We start from the raw sequence: 15,436 nt of genomic DNA, 5'->3' as shown, positions 1-15,436 counted from the left end.
TTAGGTCGGCACGTTCTGCGACGGCAGCGCGCGGCGCATCAGGGCCGCGATGCCGTGGCGGACGCCGCGCTTCGGCTCGATCACCTGCGACGGCATCGCCATCGGGGCGGCGGGCAGGGCACAGGGGCCGGCCGCCAGGTCGGCGGCGGTCATCCGGGAAGGTTCGGCTTGCGGCTGGTCCGCCGCGGGGACGTCAGTCTTGCTCATCATGCATTCACCCATTGAAAGAGCCAGGTTTCCGTCAGTTTCTGGCCGTAGCCCGCCACATGGGCGGACAGTTCGACAATTTCAGCTTCTGCGACGACATCCAGGATCAGGCGCCAGACCTTGCTCTCCGGAACGTAGTGAAGGACTTGCGTCGTGATGTTGCCGCGTGCCGCGGTTGTCACCACAGACAGATCTTCAACCGCGCTGGCCGGGAGATGTTCCAGAGGGCCGCCGGCGAAGTCGATCACGAACTTGCGAGATCCGTCCTCGTTCTCCACGCCCGAGACCCCGCCGACGCCCGCGCGCGAGGCTTTGACATAGGCGAGATCGCCATCCTCTTCGGGCGGCATGTCTCCCCAGTGCAGCCGGTAGCGCAGGGTCATTTCCTCGCCCGCGCGCGCCGGCGTCTGCGGGATCCAGAAGGCGACGATATTGTCGTTCACCTCCAGATCCGAGGGGATCTCGACCAGCCGCAGCGCGCCCTTGCCCCAGTCGCCGATCGGTTCGACCACGCAGGACGGGCGGCGCTCGTAGATCGCGGCGGCGTCCTGGTAGTGGTCGAAATCTCGGTTGCGCTGGTAGAGCCCGAAGGCGCGGGGGTTCTCTTCCTGAAAATAGCTCGATGCGAGGCGCGGCGGGTTGGCCAGCGAACGCCAGATCCGGTCGCCATCGGCGCGGATGATGCCGAGCCCGTCGCTGTCATGCACGGCGGGGCGGAAATCGTCGAACCGCGCGCGGTTGCGGTCGCCGTAGAGGAACATCGAGGTCAGCGGCGCCACACCGAGCTGCTCCACATCCTGCCGGAAGAAGAGCTGCGCGGTGATCTCCATCTGCGTGTCTTTGCCGGGATCGATCAGGAATTCATAGGCGCCGGTCAGCGAGGGGCTTTCCATCGCCGCCCAGACGCGGATCGTGCCGTCGCCCGAGGCCGGGCGCTCGATCCAGAAGCGGGTGAAGCGGGGGAATTCCTCCGCCACCTTGAGGCCGGTATTCACCGCCAGCCCGCGCGCCGAAAGCCCATAGGCCGAGCCGCGCCCCAGCGCCCGGAAATAGGAGGCGCCCTGAAAGGCGACCAGCTCGTCCATGATGTCGGGACGGTTCAGCGGCGCGTGCAGGCGGAAGCCGGCGACGCCGGGCAGCGGCGTGTGTTCCGGCACGCGCTCGCGCGCCTCGCGCTCATAGATGAAATCGTCGGTGTCGAAGCCCATCGGCATCGCCTGCCCGTCGCGCACCTCGAAAAGCTGCACCGGCTCCTTGAAGAGCCAGCCCATGTGAAAGGCCTGCAACTCGAACCGGGTGTTGTCGATATCGGAAAACCGCGCGCGCTCGGGATCGAAGCGGATCAGGCGGTAATGGTCATAGGTCAGCTCGTTCAGAAACCCTTCCTCGATGACAAAGGGCGTGTAGGGTTCGGCGGTGGCTGCGCGCATCTCCTCGACGAGCGCCTCGAAGCTGAAGGGCGTGGGCTGCGGCGCGGGCGCGGGCTCCTCGCCGGTCGCGGACTGGGCCCAGCCTTGGCTGGCGGCACAGATCAGAAGCGCGTTCGAAGACAGCGTGCCAAGCAGAGCGCGGCGCGTAAGGGCGGAGCGGTGTGATTTCATCCAGAATGTCATCCGTATCTCAGAGCGAAACCAATGATGTGTTCGTTTGCGAAGACATCAAGGGCGGGCATGCCGATGTGCCGGTTTGGCGTTATCTTTCTGAATTTACAACATAAATGTTGATACTGCACGCGCAGCATGCGGCGATTTCCTGCCTGAGGAGCGCAAACCTGCCAATGGATCCGGCCTAGATGGCGGGATGCCGCCGAAAATGCACGGCAGAGTTGAGCTGAACGATGCGTTGGTAGAGGTGAAAAGCGGCTAAATTCCGCTCATCGCAGCAGAATATGTCTCTACTCCGAAATGAGTCGCAAGCGTTTCTTGCGTCGGTCGAGCGTTGTCGCGACGATTTCCGGCAGAATGCGACCGCCGCGCCGCAGCGGGGCCGGAAACGCCGCGCGGCGCCGGATGGCCTCCGGCGCCGCGCTTGGTTTTGTCATTGAGCGGGGCTCAGAATCCCAGCGCCATGCCGTCCTTGCGGGTGTCGCTGCCGCCGGTCAGCAGGCCGGTCTCCGGGCAGATACGGATGGCCTGGCTGCCGCCGATGGGGCTGGTCTGCACCTCGAGCGCGTGACCGCGCGCGGCCAGATCGGCGCGCGCCGCCTCGGAGACACCGGGCTCGATCTGCAACACGCCGCCATGGGCAAAGCTGCGCGGCGCGTCCATCGCCGCCTGAAGGTCCATTTCGCGATCCAGCAGGCCGGAGAGGAAGGCCGCATGCCCCGCCGCCTGATACTGCCCGCCCATCACGCCAAAGGGCATGACCGCCGCGCCGTCCTTGCAGAGCATCCCCGGAATGATCGTGTGCATCGGGCGTTTTTTCGGGCCGATGGCGTTGGGGTGCCCCTCGATCAGCCGGAAGCTCGCGCCGCGCGAGTGAAACAGCACGCCGGTCTGCGGATCGAGCCGGGTAGAGCCGAAACCGTGGAAGATCGAGTTGATGAAGCTCAGCGCATTGCCGTCGCGGTCCACCACGCAGAGATAGATCGTATCCTTGTGCTCGGGCTCGTCCCAGAGCGCGGGGGTGCCGGCGCGGGCCATGTCGATGCGCCCGGCAAGCGTGTCGACCACGGCATCCGAGAGCAGCGTCTCGGTCACGCCGGGGCAGGCGGCGGGGTCGGCGATCAGTGCGTCGCGGTGGTGATAGGCGAGCTTCGCCACTTCGGCATGCAGGTGGATGCGGTCGGCCTCGGACAGCCCTTCGCCCATGTCGAATTTCGACAGGATGCGCAGCATCAGCAGCGCCGCGAGCCCCTGACCGTTGGGCGGGCATTCCATCACGTCGTGCCCGCCATAGGCGGTGGAGATCGGATCGACCCAATGGGCCTGATCCTTCGCCTCGTGGAAATCCTCTTCGCTGTGCAGCCCGCCCAGCGATTTCAGATGCGCGGCCATCTTCGCCGCCGTCTCCCCCTCGTAGAACCCCGCCGCGCCCTTTGCGGCGATTTCGCGCAGGCGCGCGCCGACCAGCGGCTGGCTGCGCATCTCGCCGACCTTGGGGGCCGCACCACCGGGCAGGAACAGCTTGGCGGCGTGTTCGTCCTGGCCCACCAGCGCGGTGGCGCCGGCCCAGTCCGCCGCCACGCGCGGGGTCACCGGAAAGCCGGTCTCGGCATAGTGGATCGCGCGGGCAAAGAGCCGGTCGAACGGCAGGGAGCCATGATCCGCGTGCAGCCGGCACCAGGCGGAAATCGCGCCGGGGATGGTGACGGCGTGGGGGCTGGTCTGCGGGATCTCGTCGGTGAGGCCCGCGGCTTTCAGCGCCTCCACCGTGGCGGCAGCGGGGGCGCGGCCCGAGCCGTTCAGCGCCTGCACCTTGCCGCCCTTGGGCGCATAGAGCGCGAAGCAGTCACCGCCGATGCCGGTCATCAGCGGATCGACCACGCATTGCACCGCCACGGCGGCGATGGCGGCATCCACCGCATTGCCGCCGGTGGAAAGCACATCCAGCCCCGCCGCCGTGGACAGCGGGTGCGAGGTGGCGATCATCGCCTGCGAGGCAAGCGTGCTGGGGCGCCGGGCGGAGAAGAAGTCGAACATAATGGGTCGTCCTGTCAGTCAGTAAGGGCCTTGGGTCCGTGAGTGGTGGTTTGTAACCCTTAGCGGATTTCAGAGGCTTGCGCCCCCGTTTCGGTGAGCGGGTGCAGACAAGCCACGGCCCGCCCGGCGCCGTGTCGGCCGAGCTGCGGGTCGCGCAGACGGCAATCCTCCCGTGCCGCGGGGCAGCGGCTGGAAAAGCGGCAGCCCTTGGGGAGGTCCAGCGGGCTGGGAATCTCGCCGGGCAGCGGCTCGGGGATCGGTTCGAAAAAGCGCGGCGCGGCGGCGCGCAGCGCGGCGGCATAGGGATGCGCGGGGCCGGAGAGCACCGCGTCGGTCGGGCCGGTCTCGACGATGCGGCCCAGATACATGATGGCGATCTCTTCGCAGAGATAGGAGGCGACGCCGAGGTCGTGGGTGATGAAGACCAGCGTCAGCCCCATGTCGCGCTGCAAGCCGCGCAGCAGCGTCAGAAGCTGCGCCTGGGTCGAGACGTCGAGCCCCGAGACCGCCTCGTCCGCCACCAGTACCGAGGGCTCGCTGGCCAGCGCCCGGGCGATGGCGACGCGGCGGATCTGCCCGCCGGACAGCCCCGACGGATAGCGCGATGCGGCATCGGCGGGCAGGCCGACGCGGTCGAGGAGCTGCGCCACGCGGGCGGCCTCTTCGCCTTTGGGCACGATGCCGAAATGGCGCAGCGGCTCGGCGACGAGCGCGCCCACCGTCATGCGCGGATCGAGCGAGCCGCGCGCGTCCTGATAGACCATGGCCACGTCACGGGCGAAACCGGTGCCATGTGCGCGGGCCTCGCGGATCGGCTTGCCGCGATAGAGCGCGCGCCCGCCGCTGGGGGCGTCGAGCCCCAGCAGCACCCGCAGCAGCGTGGATTTGCCCGAGCCGCTTTCGCCGACCAGCGCCAGCGAAGCGCCCTGCGCGATGCGCAGGCGCACGCCGTCTAGCGCGCGCAGCCCGACCGTCTCGCGGCTGAGGCCCCGGTTCGGCTTGGGCACCTGAAACACCTGCTCGACCTCGATCAGCTCAAAGACCGGAGCGGCAGGCGCGGTGGTTTGCGTTTGGATCTGCTCCATGATTATTCCGGGTTCCAGCAGGCAAAGTGATGGGCGAGCGGGCCGCCGTCGCCGTCCCGCGCGGGGGTCAGAGGCGGGGCCTCTCCCGTGCAGCGGGGCAGGGCGCGCGGGCAGCGCGTGGCAAAACGGCAGCCTTTGGGCATGCGGTCATGCGGCGGCACGGTGCCCTCGGGCGCATGCAGCTCGCGCGTGCCGATCTCCAGCACACAGGATTTGAGCTGCTGCGTATAGGGGTGGCGGTGGTTCTCGAGAATGTCGCGGGCCGGCCCCGCCTCGACCACCTGCCCGGCATAAAGCACCACGATCCGGTCGCAGGCCTGGCTGGCCAGCGCCAGATCGTGCAGCACGAAGATGCAGCTCGCGCCGCGCGCACGGGTCTGCGACAGGATCAGCCGCACGATCTGCGCCTGAATCGTCACGTCGAGCGCCGAGGTCGGCTCGTCGGCGAGCAGCAGGTCGGGGTTGCATGCCAGCGCGATGGCCACCATCACCCGTTGCTGCATCCCGCCGGAAAGCTGGTGCGGATAGGCGCTCAGCCGCCCCTCGGGGTCGTTGATGCCGACCGAGGTGAACAGCTCGACGGCCCGCGCCCGCGCCTCGGTTTTCGACAGCCCGAGATTGCGCCGCAGCACGGTGACGAGCTGACGGCCCACGGTATAGGCCGGGTTCAGCGCCGCGCCAGCGTCCTGAAAGATCATCGACAGGCGGCGGCCGCGCAGCCTGACCATCTGCTTTTCGGACAGCGCCAGCAGATCGCCCGCGCCGTCGAGCTCTGCCTTGCCCGCGACCTTCGCGCCGTCGAGCAGCCGCATGATCGCCGTTGCGATGGTGGATTTGCCGGCGCCGCTTTCGCCGACCAGCGCCAGCGTCTCGCCCTCGGCGAGCGACAGGCTCACCCGGTCGAGGATCCTGGCGGCGCCGCGATCCACGGTCAGATCCGTGAGCGTGAGAATGGGTGACGGGGCCATATCCTTCATGCGCCCCTCCTGAGTTTCGGGTCGAATTCCTCGCGGATGCCGTCGCCGACGATGGAAAGCGCGATGAGCAGCAGCGCCAGGGCAAAGCCGGGCATCGCCGACATCCAGGCGGCAAAGCTCACAAAGGCGCGGCCCTCGGCGATCATCAGGCCCCAGTCGGGGGTGGGTGGCGTGACGCCGATGCCGAGGAAGGAGAGCGAGGAGGAGACGAGGATCGCCTCGGAGATCCGGATGGTGACCTGCACCGCCAGCGGAAAGATCACGTTGGGCAGGATGTGGCGCCAGATCACCCTGAGATAGGGGATCGACATCAGCGTCGCGGCCTCGACGAAGAGCTGCACGCGCACCTGCATCACGTCGGCACGCACCGTGCGCGAGAACGGGCCGATCATCGAGAGCCCGACCGCGATGACCACCTTGTCGACCCCTTGTCCGAGGATCGCGATGAAGGCCACGGCGAGGATCAGCGAGGGCAGCGCGAGGATCGAATCGATGAGCCGCATCAGCACCCATTCCAGCCAGCCGCCCGAGAGCCCGGCGGCGAGCCCGATCACCAGCCCGCCCGCGGCGCCGATCATCACCGAGAAGATGCCGATGATCAGCGCGTAGCGGGCGCCGTAGATGACGCGGGAGAGGATGTCCTGCCCATAGCTGTCGGTGCCCAGAAGATGCGCCAGCGAGGGCGGTTGCATCATCGCGTTGATATCCTGCGCCACCGGATCGTAGGGCGCGACATGGGGCGCAAAGATCGCCGCCAGCACGTAGCCCAGTGCCACGATCAGCGCGATGGTGAAGAAGGGGCGGCGCAGAAAGATCGCGCGGCGCGCCTTGCGGACGGGGGCGGCGGCGGGGGCTGCGGTGCTCTGGACGCTCATTTGCGGCCTCTCAGACGCGGATCGAGGACGGGGTAGGAGAGATCCACCAGCAGGTTCACCCCGATGAAGAGTGTGGCCGTCATCATCACGCCGGCCTGCACGACCATATATTCGCGCCCCAGCACGGCGGAGGTCAGCATCTGCCCGATGCCCGGCAGGTTGAAGACCGTTTCGGTCAGCACCGTGCCTTGCAGCAGCACGCCCAGTTGCAGCCCGAGTATGGTGACCAGCGGCATGGCGATATTGCGCACCCCATGCACCCAGATCACCCGCCAGGCGGGCTCGCCGCGCGCGCGGGCGGCGGCGATATAGGGCTGCTCCATCACCTCGATCAGCGTGGCGCGGGTCAGGCGGGTGATCATCGCGATGAAATAGGTCGAGAGCGTCAGGCCGGGCAGGATCATGTGATAGATGCCGGTCCAGAAATCCTGCCAGGGCGAGACGTAGCCCATTACCGGAAAGAGCCCGAGCTTCACCGCAAAGAACCAGATAAGCAGGATGCCCAGCAGAAAGGAGGGGAAGGCGGTGCCGGTCAGCGCCAGCACCGCAGAGCCCGCGTCGAACGCGGTGTCCTTCTTGACCGCCGAGAGCACGCCCAGCGGCACGCCGATCAGGATCGCGAAGGCGAGGGAGAAGGAGGCGAGCGTCAGCGTGACGGGCAGCGCCTCCTTGAAGGCATAGGTGAAGATATCGGTCCGGGCGACATAGGAGGTGCCCCAGTCTCCGGTGACGAAGCGCATGGCCCAGTCTCCGTATTGCACGAGAAAGGGCTGATCCAGCCCCAGCTCGGCGGTGAGCGAATCATAGGCCTCCTGCGAGAATTCCGAGCCCAGCATGATCTGGATCGGGTCGCCCGGCGCCAGCTTCAGAAGTCCGAAGCTGGCCACCGAGACGACGAACAGGACGACCAGCGTCTGCGCGATCTTTCCTATTGCCTGTCGTAGCATCAGCCGAGGCTCACCGTATGCAGGTTCACGAGGTCGGCGGGGATGTACTGGAAGCCCTGCACCTTGTTCGAGAACACCTTGTAGATCGGCATATGCGCCATCACGGCGATGCCGGCCTCATCCATGAGCAGGTCTTCGGCCTTGTAGTAGAGCTCCTTGCGGGCCTCGGGGTCGAGCAGCACCTGCGCCTGGGCGCAGAGATCGTCGAACTCGGTATTGACCCAGCCGCCGAAATTCCACGCACCGTCCGAGCGGAACTCGGGATAGAGCGTTTCGTCGGGGTCGAGATCGGCCACCCATTCGAAATCGTAGAGGTCGAAATCGCCGGCATTGCGGCGCTTGATCCAGGCCGCCGGTTCGATCAGTTCGAGATTGGCCTTGATGCCGATCTGCGCCAGCATCGGCGCCACGGTCTGGGCGATCCGCGTGCCGACCGGGCCGCGCTCTGCCATCATATATGTGGCCTCGACCTCACCCTGATTGGCCGCCTTGGCGCGGTATTCCTTGGCTTTCTCCAGATCGAACCACTGGCCGCGGCCGCTGGTTGCGATATCGGGGTCGTAGAAGCTGGTCATCGGCGGCGAGATCGGCGTGTAGGCCTGACGCGCGCGCCCGAAATAGGCCTGCTTGACGATGGTTTCGCGGTCGAGCGCCCAGGCCACCGCGCGGCGCAGGTTGATATCGTCGAACGGACTGCGCTGGCAGTTCATGCCGACAAAGGTGTAATTGCCCTCGATCTCGCCATAGAGCGTGGCATTGGGGAAGGCATCGACCTGATCGACAAGCTGCATCGGGCAGTCGGTCATGCCGTCGATCTGGCCCGCCATCAGCGCCGCCAGCGCGGTGGAGGCCTCGTTCATCAGCACGAAGGTGACCTTTTCGAGCTTCGGCAGGCCGGGCTCGAAATACTCGGTGTTGGCTTCCAGCTCGATGGCGTCGTTTTCGCGCCACGAGACGAATTTGAACGGCCCGGTACCCACCGGGTTGCGACCGTAATCGGCGCCGTATTTCTGCACGGCGGCGGGGCTGACGATGGTGCCCGCGCGGCCCGTGGAGCCGTTGAGCGCCACCGGCAGGAAGGCATAGGGCTGCGAGAAGCTCAGCTTGATGGTGAGCGGATCGAGGATCTCGATATTTTCGAGCAGCGCCAGCTTCCACGCATGCGGCGATTTCGGCTCGCCTTCCTTCACGCGCAGCAGCGAGAATTTCACCGCCTCGGCATCGCAGGGGGTGCCGTCGTGGAATTTCACGCCCTCGCGCAGCTTGAAGACATGGGTCTTGTCGTCTTCGAGATCCCAGCTTTCGGCCAGATCGGGCTCAAACTTCACTTCTGAGCCGTCATAGGTGATCTTGAGCAGGCCGTTATGGATATTGTTGATGATCTGGATTGCAGACAGGAACCCGGTGAAATGCGGGTCGAGCGTGTCGATCACCTTGATCGAGGCGATCCTGAGATGGCCGCTTTGCTGGGCGCGGGCAATCGAGGGCATGGTTCCGGCGGTGCTTGCGGCGAGGATACCGGCGCCCATCCCCTTGAGAACCGCCCGGCGTCCGAATCGCGCCGAGAGGCGCTCGGCAAGGACCTTCTTGTGGTCGATCTCTGTCATGTCTTGTCTCTCCTGTTGGCATGGTCTCCTCCCTTTTTTCTTCAATGAGGCCAGTGCCTTTCAGCGGATCGGTTGGGTCCGGATCTCGCTGCGTCCCGGCTGGTTCCGGGGCGCTGTCAGCCGATGTCTCCTCCATCTTCGACGTCGTTGCGAATTCAGCTTGAAAGAACATGTATACATATGCAAGATAAAAGTGCACCTAACAGCGAAGGCGGGCGACATATGAGTGTTCGCACGGCAGAGAACATCTTCGAGACGCTGGTCGACGGGATCGTCGCGGGGCGGATGCCGCCCGGAGAGCCTCTGGTCGAGCAGTCGCTCGCGGAGCAGTTCGGCGTGTCGCGCACCCCGGTGCGCGAGGCGCTGCACCGGCTCGAGCAGGCCCGGCTTGCCGAGCGCGGCGCGCGGCGCGCCTTTGTCGTGCGCCGCATGGCCCCCGAGGATCTCGCCGAGCTGTTCGAGGCGGCGGGCGAGGTCGAGAGCGCGCTGGCGGCGCTTGCCGCGCACCGCATGAGCGAGATCGAGCGGCGCCAGCTCGGGGCGATCGTCGAAGAGGGTGATACCTGTGACGATCCGCAGGCCTATGGCGAGATCAACGCGCGGTTTCACGAGAGCATCAAATCGGGTGCGCGCAACGGCATTCTCGCCGCCACGCTCGACGAGCTGAACCTGCGCACGCTGGCCTGGCGCGCGGCGAATTTCCACGAGGACAGCAGCCGGCTGGCCTCTTCGCGCGCCGAACACCACGCCATCGCCGAGGCGATCAGGGCGCAGGATGCCGAGGCGACGCGGCGTCTGATGCGCAGCCATGTGGCGTCGTCCTACATCGTTCTTGCCGACGTGCTGGCAAAGCGCACCACATAAATAGCCCGCCGCTGCGGACCAATGATTTCAGGAGTATTTCATGCCCGATATGACCCTCACGCTCGAATTGCTGGTTTTCATGATCGTGATCGGGGGCGTGGCCGGTGTGCTGGCGGGGCTGCTGGGCGTGGGCGGCGGCATCGTGCTGGTGCCGGCCTTCTTCTTCACCTTCCAGGCGCTCGGTTATGACGGGGTGCAGACCATGCAGGTCTGCCTCGCCACCTCGCTCGCCACGATCATCGTGACCTCGTTGCGCTCTGTCATCAGCCACAACCGCAAGGGCGCGGTCGACTGGGACATCCTGCGCGGCTGGGCGCCGGGCATCGTCATCGGCGCCATCGTGGGCGTGCTTGCGGCCTCGGCGCTGCGCTCCACCAGCCTTCAGGTGATTTTCGGCTGCCTGGGGCTGATCATCGGGCTCTACATGCTGCTCGGGCGGAGCAGCTGGCGCATCGCCGAGGCGATGCCGAGCGGCGGCAAGCAGTATCTCTATTCGCCGGTTGTGGGCTTTCTCTCGGTGCTCATGGGCATCGGCGGCGGCAGTTTCGGCGTGCCGCTGATGAGCCTGCACAATGTGCCGATTCACCGCGCGGTCGCGACGGCGGCGGGGTTCGGCGTGCTGATCGCGGTGCCCTCGGCGGTGGGCTTTCTGCTGCTGACCATCGAGCCCGGCTCGCGGCCTCCCTTCACGCTGGGCGCGGTGAACATACCGGGCTTTCTGGTGGTCATCGCGATGACGCTGCTGACCGCGCCGCTGGGGGTGAAGATCGCGCATGCGATGAATCCGGCGCCGCTGAAGCGCCTCTTCGGCGCGTTCCTCATCCTCGTGGCGCTCAATATGCTGCGCAAGGCGCTGATGGGCTGAGCCGGGGGCGCTCAGCCCGGGCGCATCAGGACAGGCCGGCTGCGATCAGCGTGCCCGGCGCGGCACCGGCACCGGCGCTTTGCGGCGCGCGTTTCGCGTGACCGCAGCAGGAGGCGATGAGCTCCGCCCAACCCTCGGCAAAGACCGCCTCGCAACCGGCGGCGCGGTCGGGGGTGCTGTCGGTCGCGGCAAGGGCGCGCTGCAAGGCGCGAGCCCAGGCGTCGATACCGTGGCCCGTCACAAAGAGCCCGTCCGCTCCGGCGCTCGTGGCGAGCCCGTCCAGGCGCGGGCAGAGCACAGGCCGCCCGGCGGAGCGCGCCTCGAGCGCCACCAGACCGAAGGCTTCCCAGCGCGACGGCATGGCCACCAGATCGACCGAGGCCATCACCTTTTCGGGCTGGCCCGAATGGCCAAAGAACCGGATGCGCGGATCGCCCTCGGCCAGCGCGCGCAGCGCCGCCTCTTCCGGGCCGGAGCCGTGGATATGCAGCGCCAGCCCGGCATCGGGCAGCTGGCGGAAGGCCTGGATGAGAATGTCGAAGCCCTTCTGACGGTGCAGCCGCCCGATGGCGCCGATGACGCGCGGCGCGCCCTGCGGCGCGGGCAGCGCGCGGAACCCCGCGAGATCCACCACCGGCGGGATCACCCGCAACGCACCGGCGGGCACGAGACGGCGACGGGTGAGCCATGCGCCCTGCGCCTCACTCACCGCGACAACCCGGTCGAAAAGCGCATAGGCGGTGCGCAGCATGGTGAAGAACCGCAGCTTGGCACGGACGTTGAGCGCGGTGAAGGCCTCGGTATAGCTGTGCTCCACATGCACCAGCGGGGTGCCCGGGTGACGCGCGCGCAGCGAGATCAGCGCCGGCAGGCCGCGCCAGCTCAGGCTCAGATGCGAGACGATCATGTCCGCATCGCAACGCGGCAGCGCGGCGTTGCGGGCGACGGTCCAGAGCTCGTGCCGGGCGGTCTGCGCCATCAGCGGGCAGCTGCGGATATGGTCGAGCACGCGGGTGATGCCGCCCGGGGTGGCATCATCGACGAGGTGCAGGATGCGGGGCATGTCGGTCATGGCTTGGGTCTCCTCGGAGGGCAATCAGGTACGGGCGGCGGACAGGACCGCGCGGGCGAGCCGCATCGGCGCATTGCCGAAACGGGCGGTGGCATGGGCCGCGGCCCAGGTGGTGAGGCTGCGCAGGGGCTCCTCGGCGATGGGTGTGCGGGAGTGCGCGAAGGCGCGGGCGATCAGATCGCAGGCGGCGGCACCGTCGCCGCTGCTCACCGCGCGCCGCGCCAGATAGCGCAGTTGATAGGCGCGGGCGGCGGGCTCGTGCCTGGCAAAGAATTCCGGCGCGAGCGGGCGCAGCTTGGTCACCATCCGCTCCCAGGAGGCAAGCTGCGCCTCGACATTGGCCGAGAGGCCGTTGCCGCTGACCCGGTATTCTGTAAGCAGGCCGGGCACGCCCTCGATCATCCAGTCGGTGCGCAGGCAGAGCCGCAGCCAGCACTCGATATCCTCGGACTGGCGGAAGGTCTCGTCAAAGACCCAGTCGCGCTGGATCTCGACCGCCGGGCGCCAGGCGACGGCGTCGAGCATCTCGCGCCGGATCACCGGGGCCGAGCCGTTGCCCACCGGGTTGCGCTTGAACACATGCGCGGAGCTCACGTCGCGCAGGCGCGGGCGCTGCGCATGGCCCATGCGGTGGGAGTGCTCGTCGATCAGCGCCGAGCCGGAATAGCTCAGCCCGACATCCGGCGCGCCGTCGAGATGCATCACATGGGCGGCAAGCTTGCCCGGCAGCCAGAGATCGTCGGCGTCGCAAAACCCGATCAGCGCGCCGGTGCTGGCGGCGATGCCGCTGTTGCGCGCGCCGGCGAGGCCCCGGTTGAACTGGCGCACCAGCCGGATGCGCGGGTCCTGCGCCGCATGCAGGCGGGCGATCCCGGCGGTGCTGTCGGTCGAGCCGTCATCGACCACCACGATTTCCAGATCGCGGAAGCTCTGCGCGCTGAGCGAGCGCAGCGTTTCCGAAAGGGTGCGGGCGGCGTTGTAGGCGGGGACGACGATGGAGGCGTAGGGCATCGGAGGTTTCCTCAGTTCGAGAACAGGGCGCGGCGCAGGGGGCGCGGCAGGACGGGCAGGAGGGTGGCGGCGAGCGCGACGAGCGCGCCGCGCCGGGCGGGCAGCAGGAAGGCGCGGGCATTGGCGCGGCAGCCCTCGATCACCAGCCGGCGCACGAGCGCCGTCGGTGCGCCCAGCCGCAGCGCGCGGCGGGCAAGGTAGCGCAGGTGGATCGCCTCGGCGCGCGGCTCGGTCGGATGGCCGAAGGCCGCCGCCGTGCGCAGCGCCTCTTCCCGCCCGGCGCGCATCGCGTCGAGATCGGCGGAAAGGCCGCTGGGGCTGAGGCGATAGCGGACATGATCGGCGTCGATCCCTTCGAGCCGGCGGCCCCGGCCCACCAGACGGATCAGGAATTCCAGATCCTCGTTATGCACCATGTCCTCGCGGAACCCGCCGAGCGCGGCAAAGACCGAGCGGCGCAGCGACAGGTTCGACAGCGTGCAGACCGGGTTTTCGCCCATCAGCATCGAGACGGTGACCGGCCCGGCAGGCATGGTGGAGCGGCTGCGAATCTCCGCCGGGTCGTCGCGAAAGAACCCGGTCACACCGAAGACCGCATCGGCGGACCCTTCGGTCAGCGCCTCGGCCACATCGGCCAGCTTGCCCGGCTCCCAGAGGTCGTCGGCGTCGCAGAAGGCAAGGATCTCGCCCCTGGCGCAACCCAGCGCGCCGAAGTTGCGGGCGGTGCTCGGCCCCTTGCCGGGGTTATGCAGCAGCGTCAGGCGGGGATCTTCGTCCCGGAGCATTTCGGCCACCTGCAAGCTCTCGTCGCTGGAGCGGTCTTCGACGAGGATCGCCTCCCAGTCGGTGAAGCTCTGGGCTTGCAGCGCGGCGATTGTCAGCTCCAGGGTCTCTGCGGCGTTGTAGACGGGGATGATCACGGAAATCAGCGGCATGGCTCAGGCACTCCGGTTTGCGGGGAAAAGGGCGAGGGACAGGGCAGGGCGCGACAGCATCAGCATGGTGACGCAGGCGGTCGCGAGGTAACCCCAGGCGAGGGCGGTCAGGCCGTAGGGCGCGGCGATCACCGTGTTCGCGATCATCGCGGCGGTGAGGATGGCGGTGCCTCGCAGCTCGGCCAGCGGGCGGTTCTCGGCGCGCAGCCAGCCGGCGGTGGCGGTCCAGAGCATGGTCGGGATGGCGACGAGGCAGAGGATCGACACCGGCTCGGCCAGCCCGTCCCAGCCCTCGCCCAGCAGCAGCGGCACGTACCAGGGCGCCAGCACCGCCTGAAGGACGACCGCCGGGGCGACGAGGCCGATGGAGACGGCGAGCCCCTGACGCATGGCGGCGGCGCGGTCGGCCCCGGTGCAGAGATGCGGGAAGAGCACGGCGGCGAAGGCGGCGGAGAAGGAGGTGGCGAGGCTGAGGCCGGCGTTGAAGGCCATGAAATAGAGCCCGAGGATCTCCGGTCCGAGCAGCGCGCCGACGATCAGCTTGTCGGCATGCAGACGCGCGGTCTTGACGATCTCGGTGCCGAGGATCGGGGCGCCGAAGCCGATGAAGGGGCGGATCGGCGCCTTGCCGGCCTCGGGGTCGTGCGACCAGGGGTGCAGGCGGCGCATCGAGAGCAGCCAGAACGGCGCGGTGAGCAGGCGCGGCAGCACCAGCGCCAGCGCCGAGGGCCAGACCAGCGCCAGCGCCACCGACATCAGGTTGGCCATGACCGCCTGACCGCCGGCGATGGCGGCGGTCTGTTTCAGCTTGCCGGCACGCAGCGCCAGCCCGGTCTGCACCAGCCCGCCCGGCATGAAGAGGTATTCGCCGGCCAGCACCAGGATCAGCGCGGCGAGCGCGGGATTGCCGGTGAGCATCCAGACCGCCCCGGCGATCAGCGCCTGCACGGCGAAGAGCCCAAGGCACCAGACCCAGAACAGCCCGTGCGCGCGGTTGCAGGTGGCCGAGAGCTCGGCTTGCGAGGCCGCGATGATGCGCTGTCCGACACCGTTTTCGGTCAGCGATTTCAGCAGGTCGCCGGTGGCGAGCGCGGCGGCGGCCACGCCGATCTCGGCGGCGTCGAGGGTGCGCGCCACGGCGATGACCACGCCCAGGCGCGACAGCTTTGTCGCGATCTCGGAGGCGCCGTAGGCCAGCAGGTGGCTCAGCATGGAGGTGGCGGGTCTGGGCACGGGGCATCGTCCTCTAAAGGTTCCGCTAACCAATATTCCGCAGCGGCCGCCGCTGTCCCGGACGCGGCAGGAGGGCAACAGGCCGCGAAGGAATTGCGACCTATCCCTTCGGGTAGG

At 67.8% G+C, this 15,436-nt stretch carries 14 protein-coding genes; 2 read left to right on the top strand and 12 right to left on the bottom strand.

Features of this window, described 5'->3' with window-relative positions; all coding sequences use genetic code 11:
- From Ga0080574_RS09395 to Ga0080574_RS09360, 8 genes are all read right to left on the bottom strand, one after another.
- A complete protein-coding gene (locus tag Ga0080574_RS09395; protein ID WP_198039791.1) occupies positions 1 to 207 on the bottom strand; it encodes a hypothetical protein in 207 nt (68 codons plus the stop codon).
- Positions 207 to 1,808: an OpgD/OpgG family glucan biosynthesis protein gene (locus Ga0080574_RS09390; RefSeq protein WP_076697802.1), complete on the bottom strand. Its 1,602-nt coding sequence runs from the start codon at positions 1,806 to 1,808 to the stop codon at positions 207 to 209. Before Ga0080574_RS09390 ends, Ga0080574_RS09395 begins: the two co-directional genes overlap by 1 nt.
- 450 nt (positions 1,809 to 2,258) lie before the next feature.
- Positions 2,259 to 3,848 (bottom strand): gamma-glutamyltransferase family protein, encoded by a 1,590-nt coding sequence (locus tag Ga0080574_RS09385; RefSeq protein WP_076697800.1) that lies wholly within the window; start codon positions 3,846 to 3,848, stop codon positions 2,259 to 2,261.
- A 59-nt stretch (positions 3,849 to 3,907) separates the two neighbouring features.
- Complete coding sequence (locus Ga0080574_RS09380; protein WP_076697798.1) at positions 3,908 to 4,933, bottom strand: oligopeptide/dipeptide ABC transporter ATP-binding protein; 1,026 nt, start codon at positions 4,931 to 4,933, stop codon at positions 3,908 to 3,910.
- 2 nt (positions 4,934 to 4,935) lie between these two features.
- Positions 4,936 to 5,910 (bottom strand): ABC transporter ATP-binding protein, encoded by a 975-nt coding sequence (locus Ga0080574_RS09375; protein ID WP_076697793.1) that lies wholly within the window; start codon positions 5,908 to 5,910, stop codon positions 4,936 to 4,938.
- The gene (locus tag Ga0080574_RS09370) at positions 5,907 to 6,785 is read right to left on the bottom strand and encodes an ABC transporter permease (protein WP_076697784.1); all 879 of its coding nucleotides are present in this window, start codon (positions 6,783 to 6,785) and stop codon (positions 5,907 to 5,909) included. Before Ga0080574_RS09370 ends, Ga0080574_RS09375 begins: the two co-directional genes overlap by 4 nt.
- A complete protein-coding gene (locus Ga0080574_RS09365) occupies positions 6,782 to 7,732 on the bottom strand; it encodes an ABC transporter permease (RefSeq protein ID WP_076697774.1) in 951 nt (316 codons plus the stop codon). Before Ga0080574_RS09365 ends, Ga0080574_RS09370 begins: the two co-directional genes overlap by 4 nt.
- A complete protein-coding gene (locus Ga0080574_RS09360) occupies positions 7,732 to 9,339 on the bottom strand; it encodes an ABC transporter substrate-binding protein (protein ID WP_076697768.1) in 1,608 nt (535 codons plus the stop codon). The genes Ga0080574_RS09365 and Ga0080574_RS09360 overlap by 1 nt, the downstream gene beginning before the upstream one ends.
- A 222-nt stretch (positions 9,340 to 9,561) precedes the next feature.
- On the opposite strand from Ga0080574_RS09360, the gene Ga0080574_RS09355 reads away from it, so the two are divergent.
- Positions 9,562 to 10,203 carry a GntR family transcriptional regulator gene (locus Ga0080574_RS09355; RefSeq protein ID WP_076697760.1) on the top strand — a complete coding sequence of 214 codons (642 nt, stop codon included), beginning with the start codon at positions 9,562 to 9,564 and terminating at the stop codon, positions 10,201 to 10,203.
- Positions 10,204 to 10,243: 40 nt separating this feature from the next.
- A complete protein-coding gene (locus Ga0080574_RS09350) occupies positions 10,244 to 11,068 on the top strand; it encodes a sulfite exporter TauE/SafE family protein (protein WP_076697752.1) in 825 nt (274 codons plus the stop codon).
- A gap of 25 nt (positions 11,069 to 11,093) precedes the next feature.
- Here the strand turns inward: Ga0080574_RS09350 and Ga0080574_RS09345 are convergent, their stop codons facing one another.
- Genes Ga0080574_RS09345 through Ga0080574_RS09330 form a run of 4 tightly spaced genes read right to left on the bottom strand, consistent with a single transcriptional unit; the run spans position 11,094 to position 15,298 of the window.
- Complete coding sequence (locus Ga0080574_RS09345; RefSeq protein ID WP_076697746.1) at positions 11,094 to 12,140, bottom strand: glycosyltransferase; 1,047 nt, start codon at positions 12,138 to 12,140, stop codon at positions 11,094 to 11,096.
- Between the two features lie 24 nt (positions 12,141 to 12,164).
- Positions 12,165 to 13,151, bottom strand: a complete 987-nt coding sequence (locus Ga0080574_RS09340; protein WP_076697736.1) for a glycosyltransferase family 2 protein — start codon at positions 13,149 to 13,151, stop codon at positions 12,165 to 12,167.
- Between the two features lie 11 nt (positions 13,152 to 13,162).
- The gene (locus Ga0080574_RS09335; RefSeq protein ID WP_076697728.1) at positions 13,163 to 14,086 is read right to left on the bottom strand and encodes a glycosyltransferase family 2 protein; all 924 of its coding nucleotides are present in this window, start codon (positions 14,084 to 14,086) and stop codon (positions 13,163 to 13,165) included.
- 3 nt (positions 14,087 to 14,089) lie between these two features.
- Positions 14,090 to 15,298 (bottom strand): oligosaccharide flippase family protein, encoded by a 1,209-nt coding sequence (locus Ga0080574_RS09330; RefSeq protein ID WP_076697722.1) that lies wholly within the window; start codon positions 15,296 to 15,298, stop codon positions 14,090 to 14,092.
- Positions 15,299 to 15,436: the final 138 nt, after the last annotated feature.

Source organism: Salipiger abyssi, assembly GCF_001975705.1.
Classification (GTDB): domain Bacteria; phylum Pseudomonadota; class Alphaproteobacteria; order Rhodobacterales; family Rhodobacteraceae; genus Salipiger; species Salipiger abyssi.
The sequence above is the reverse complement of the archived record's forward strand: the minus strand, read 5'-3'. Positions and strand labels throughout refer to the sequence as shown.

What these genes read in the sequence shown, in the direction of transcription:
- Ga0080574_RS09345 (WP_076697746.1), bottom strand. Translation starts at nt 12,140, where the DNA reads ATGACCGACATGCCCCGCATCCTGCACCTCGTCGATGATGCCACCCCG.
- Ga0080574_RS09385 (WP_076697800.1), bottom strand. Translation starts at nt 3,848, where the DNA reads ATGTTCGACTTCTTCTCCGCCCGGCGCCCCAGCACGCTTGCCTCGCAG.
- Ga0080574_RS09340 (WP_076697736.1), bottom strand. Translation starts at nt 13,151, where the DNA reads ATGCCCTACGCCTCCATCGTCGTCCCCGCCTACAACGCCGCCCGCACC.
- Ga0080574_RS09365 (WP_076697774.1), bottom strand. Translation starts at nt 7,732, where the DNA reads ATGCTACGACAGGCAATAGGAAAGATCGCGCAGACGCTGGTCGTCCTG.
- Ga0080574_RS09335 (WP_076697728.1), bottom strand. Translation starts at nt 14,086, where the DNA reads ATGCCGCTGATTTCCGTGATCATCCCCGTCTACAACGCCGCAGAGACC.
- Ga0080574_RS09350 (WP_076697752.1), top strand. Translation starts at nt 10,244, where the DNA reads ATGCCCGATATGACCCTCACGCTCGAATTGCTGGTTTTCATGATCGTG.
- Ga0080574_RS09330 (WP_076697722.1), bottom strand. Translation starts at nt 15,298, where the DNA reads ATGCTGAGCCACCTGCTGGCCTACGGCGCCTCCGAGATCGCGACAAAG.
- Ga0080574_RS09380 (WP_076697798.1), bottom strand. Translation starts at nt 4,933, where the DNA reads ATGGAGCAGATCCAAACGCAAACCACCGCGCCTGCCGCTCCGGTCTTT.
- Ga0080574_RS09370 (WP_076697784.1), bottom strand. Translation starts at nt 6,785, where the DNA reads ATGAGCGTCCAGAGCACCGCAGCCCCCGCCGCCGCCCCCGTCCGCAAG.
- Ga0080574_RS09355 (WP_076697760.1), top strand. Translation starts at nt 9,562, where the DNA reads ATGAGTGTTCGCACGGCAGAGAACATCTTCGAGACGCTGGTCGACGGG.
- Ga0080574_RS09360 (WP_076697768.1), bottom strand. Translation starts at nt 9,339, where the DNA reads ATGACAGAGATCGACCACAAGAAGGTCCTTGCCGAGCGCCTCTCGGCG.
- Ga0080574_RS09395 (WP_198039791.1), bottom strand. Translation starts at nt 207, where the DNA reads ATGAGCAAGACTGACGTCCCCGCGGCGGACCAGCCGCAAGCCGAACCT.
- Ga0080574_RS09390 (WP_076697802.1), bottom strand. Translation starts at nt 1,808, where the DNA reads ATGAAATCACACCGCTCCGCCCTTACGCGCCGCGCTCTGCTTGGCACG.
- Ga0080574_RS09375 (WP_076697793.1), bottom strand. Translation starts at nt 5,910, where the DNA reads ATGAAGGATATGGCCCCGTCACCCATTCTCACGCTCACGGATCTGACC.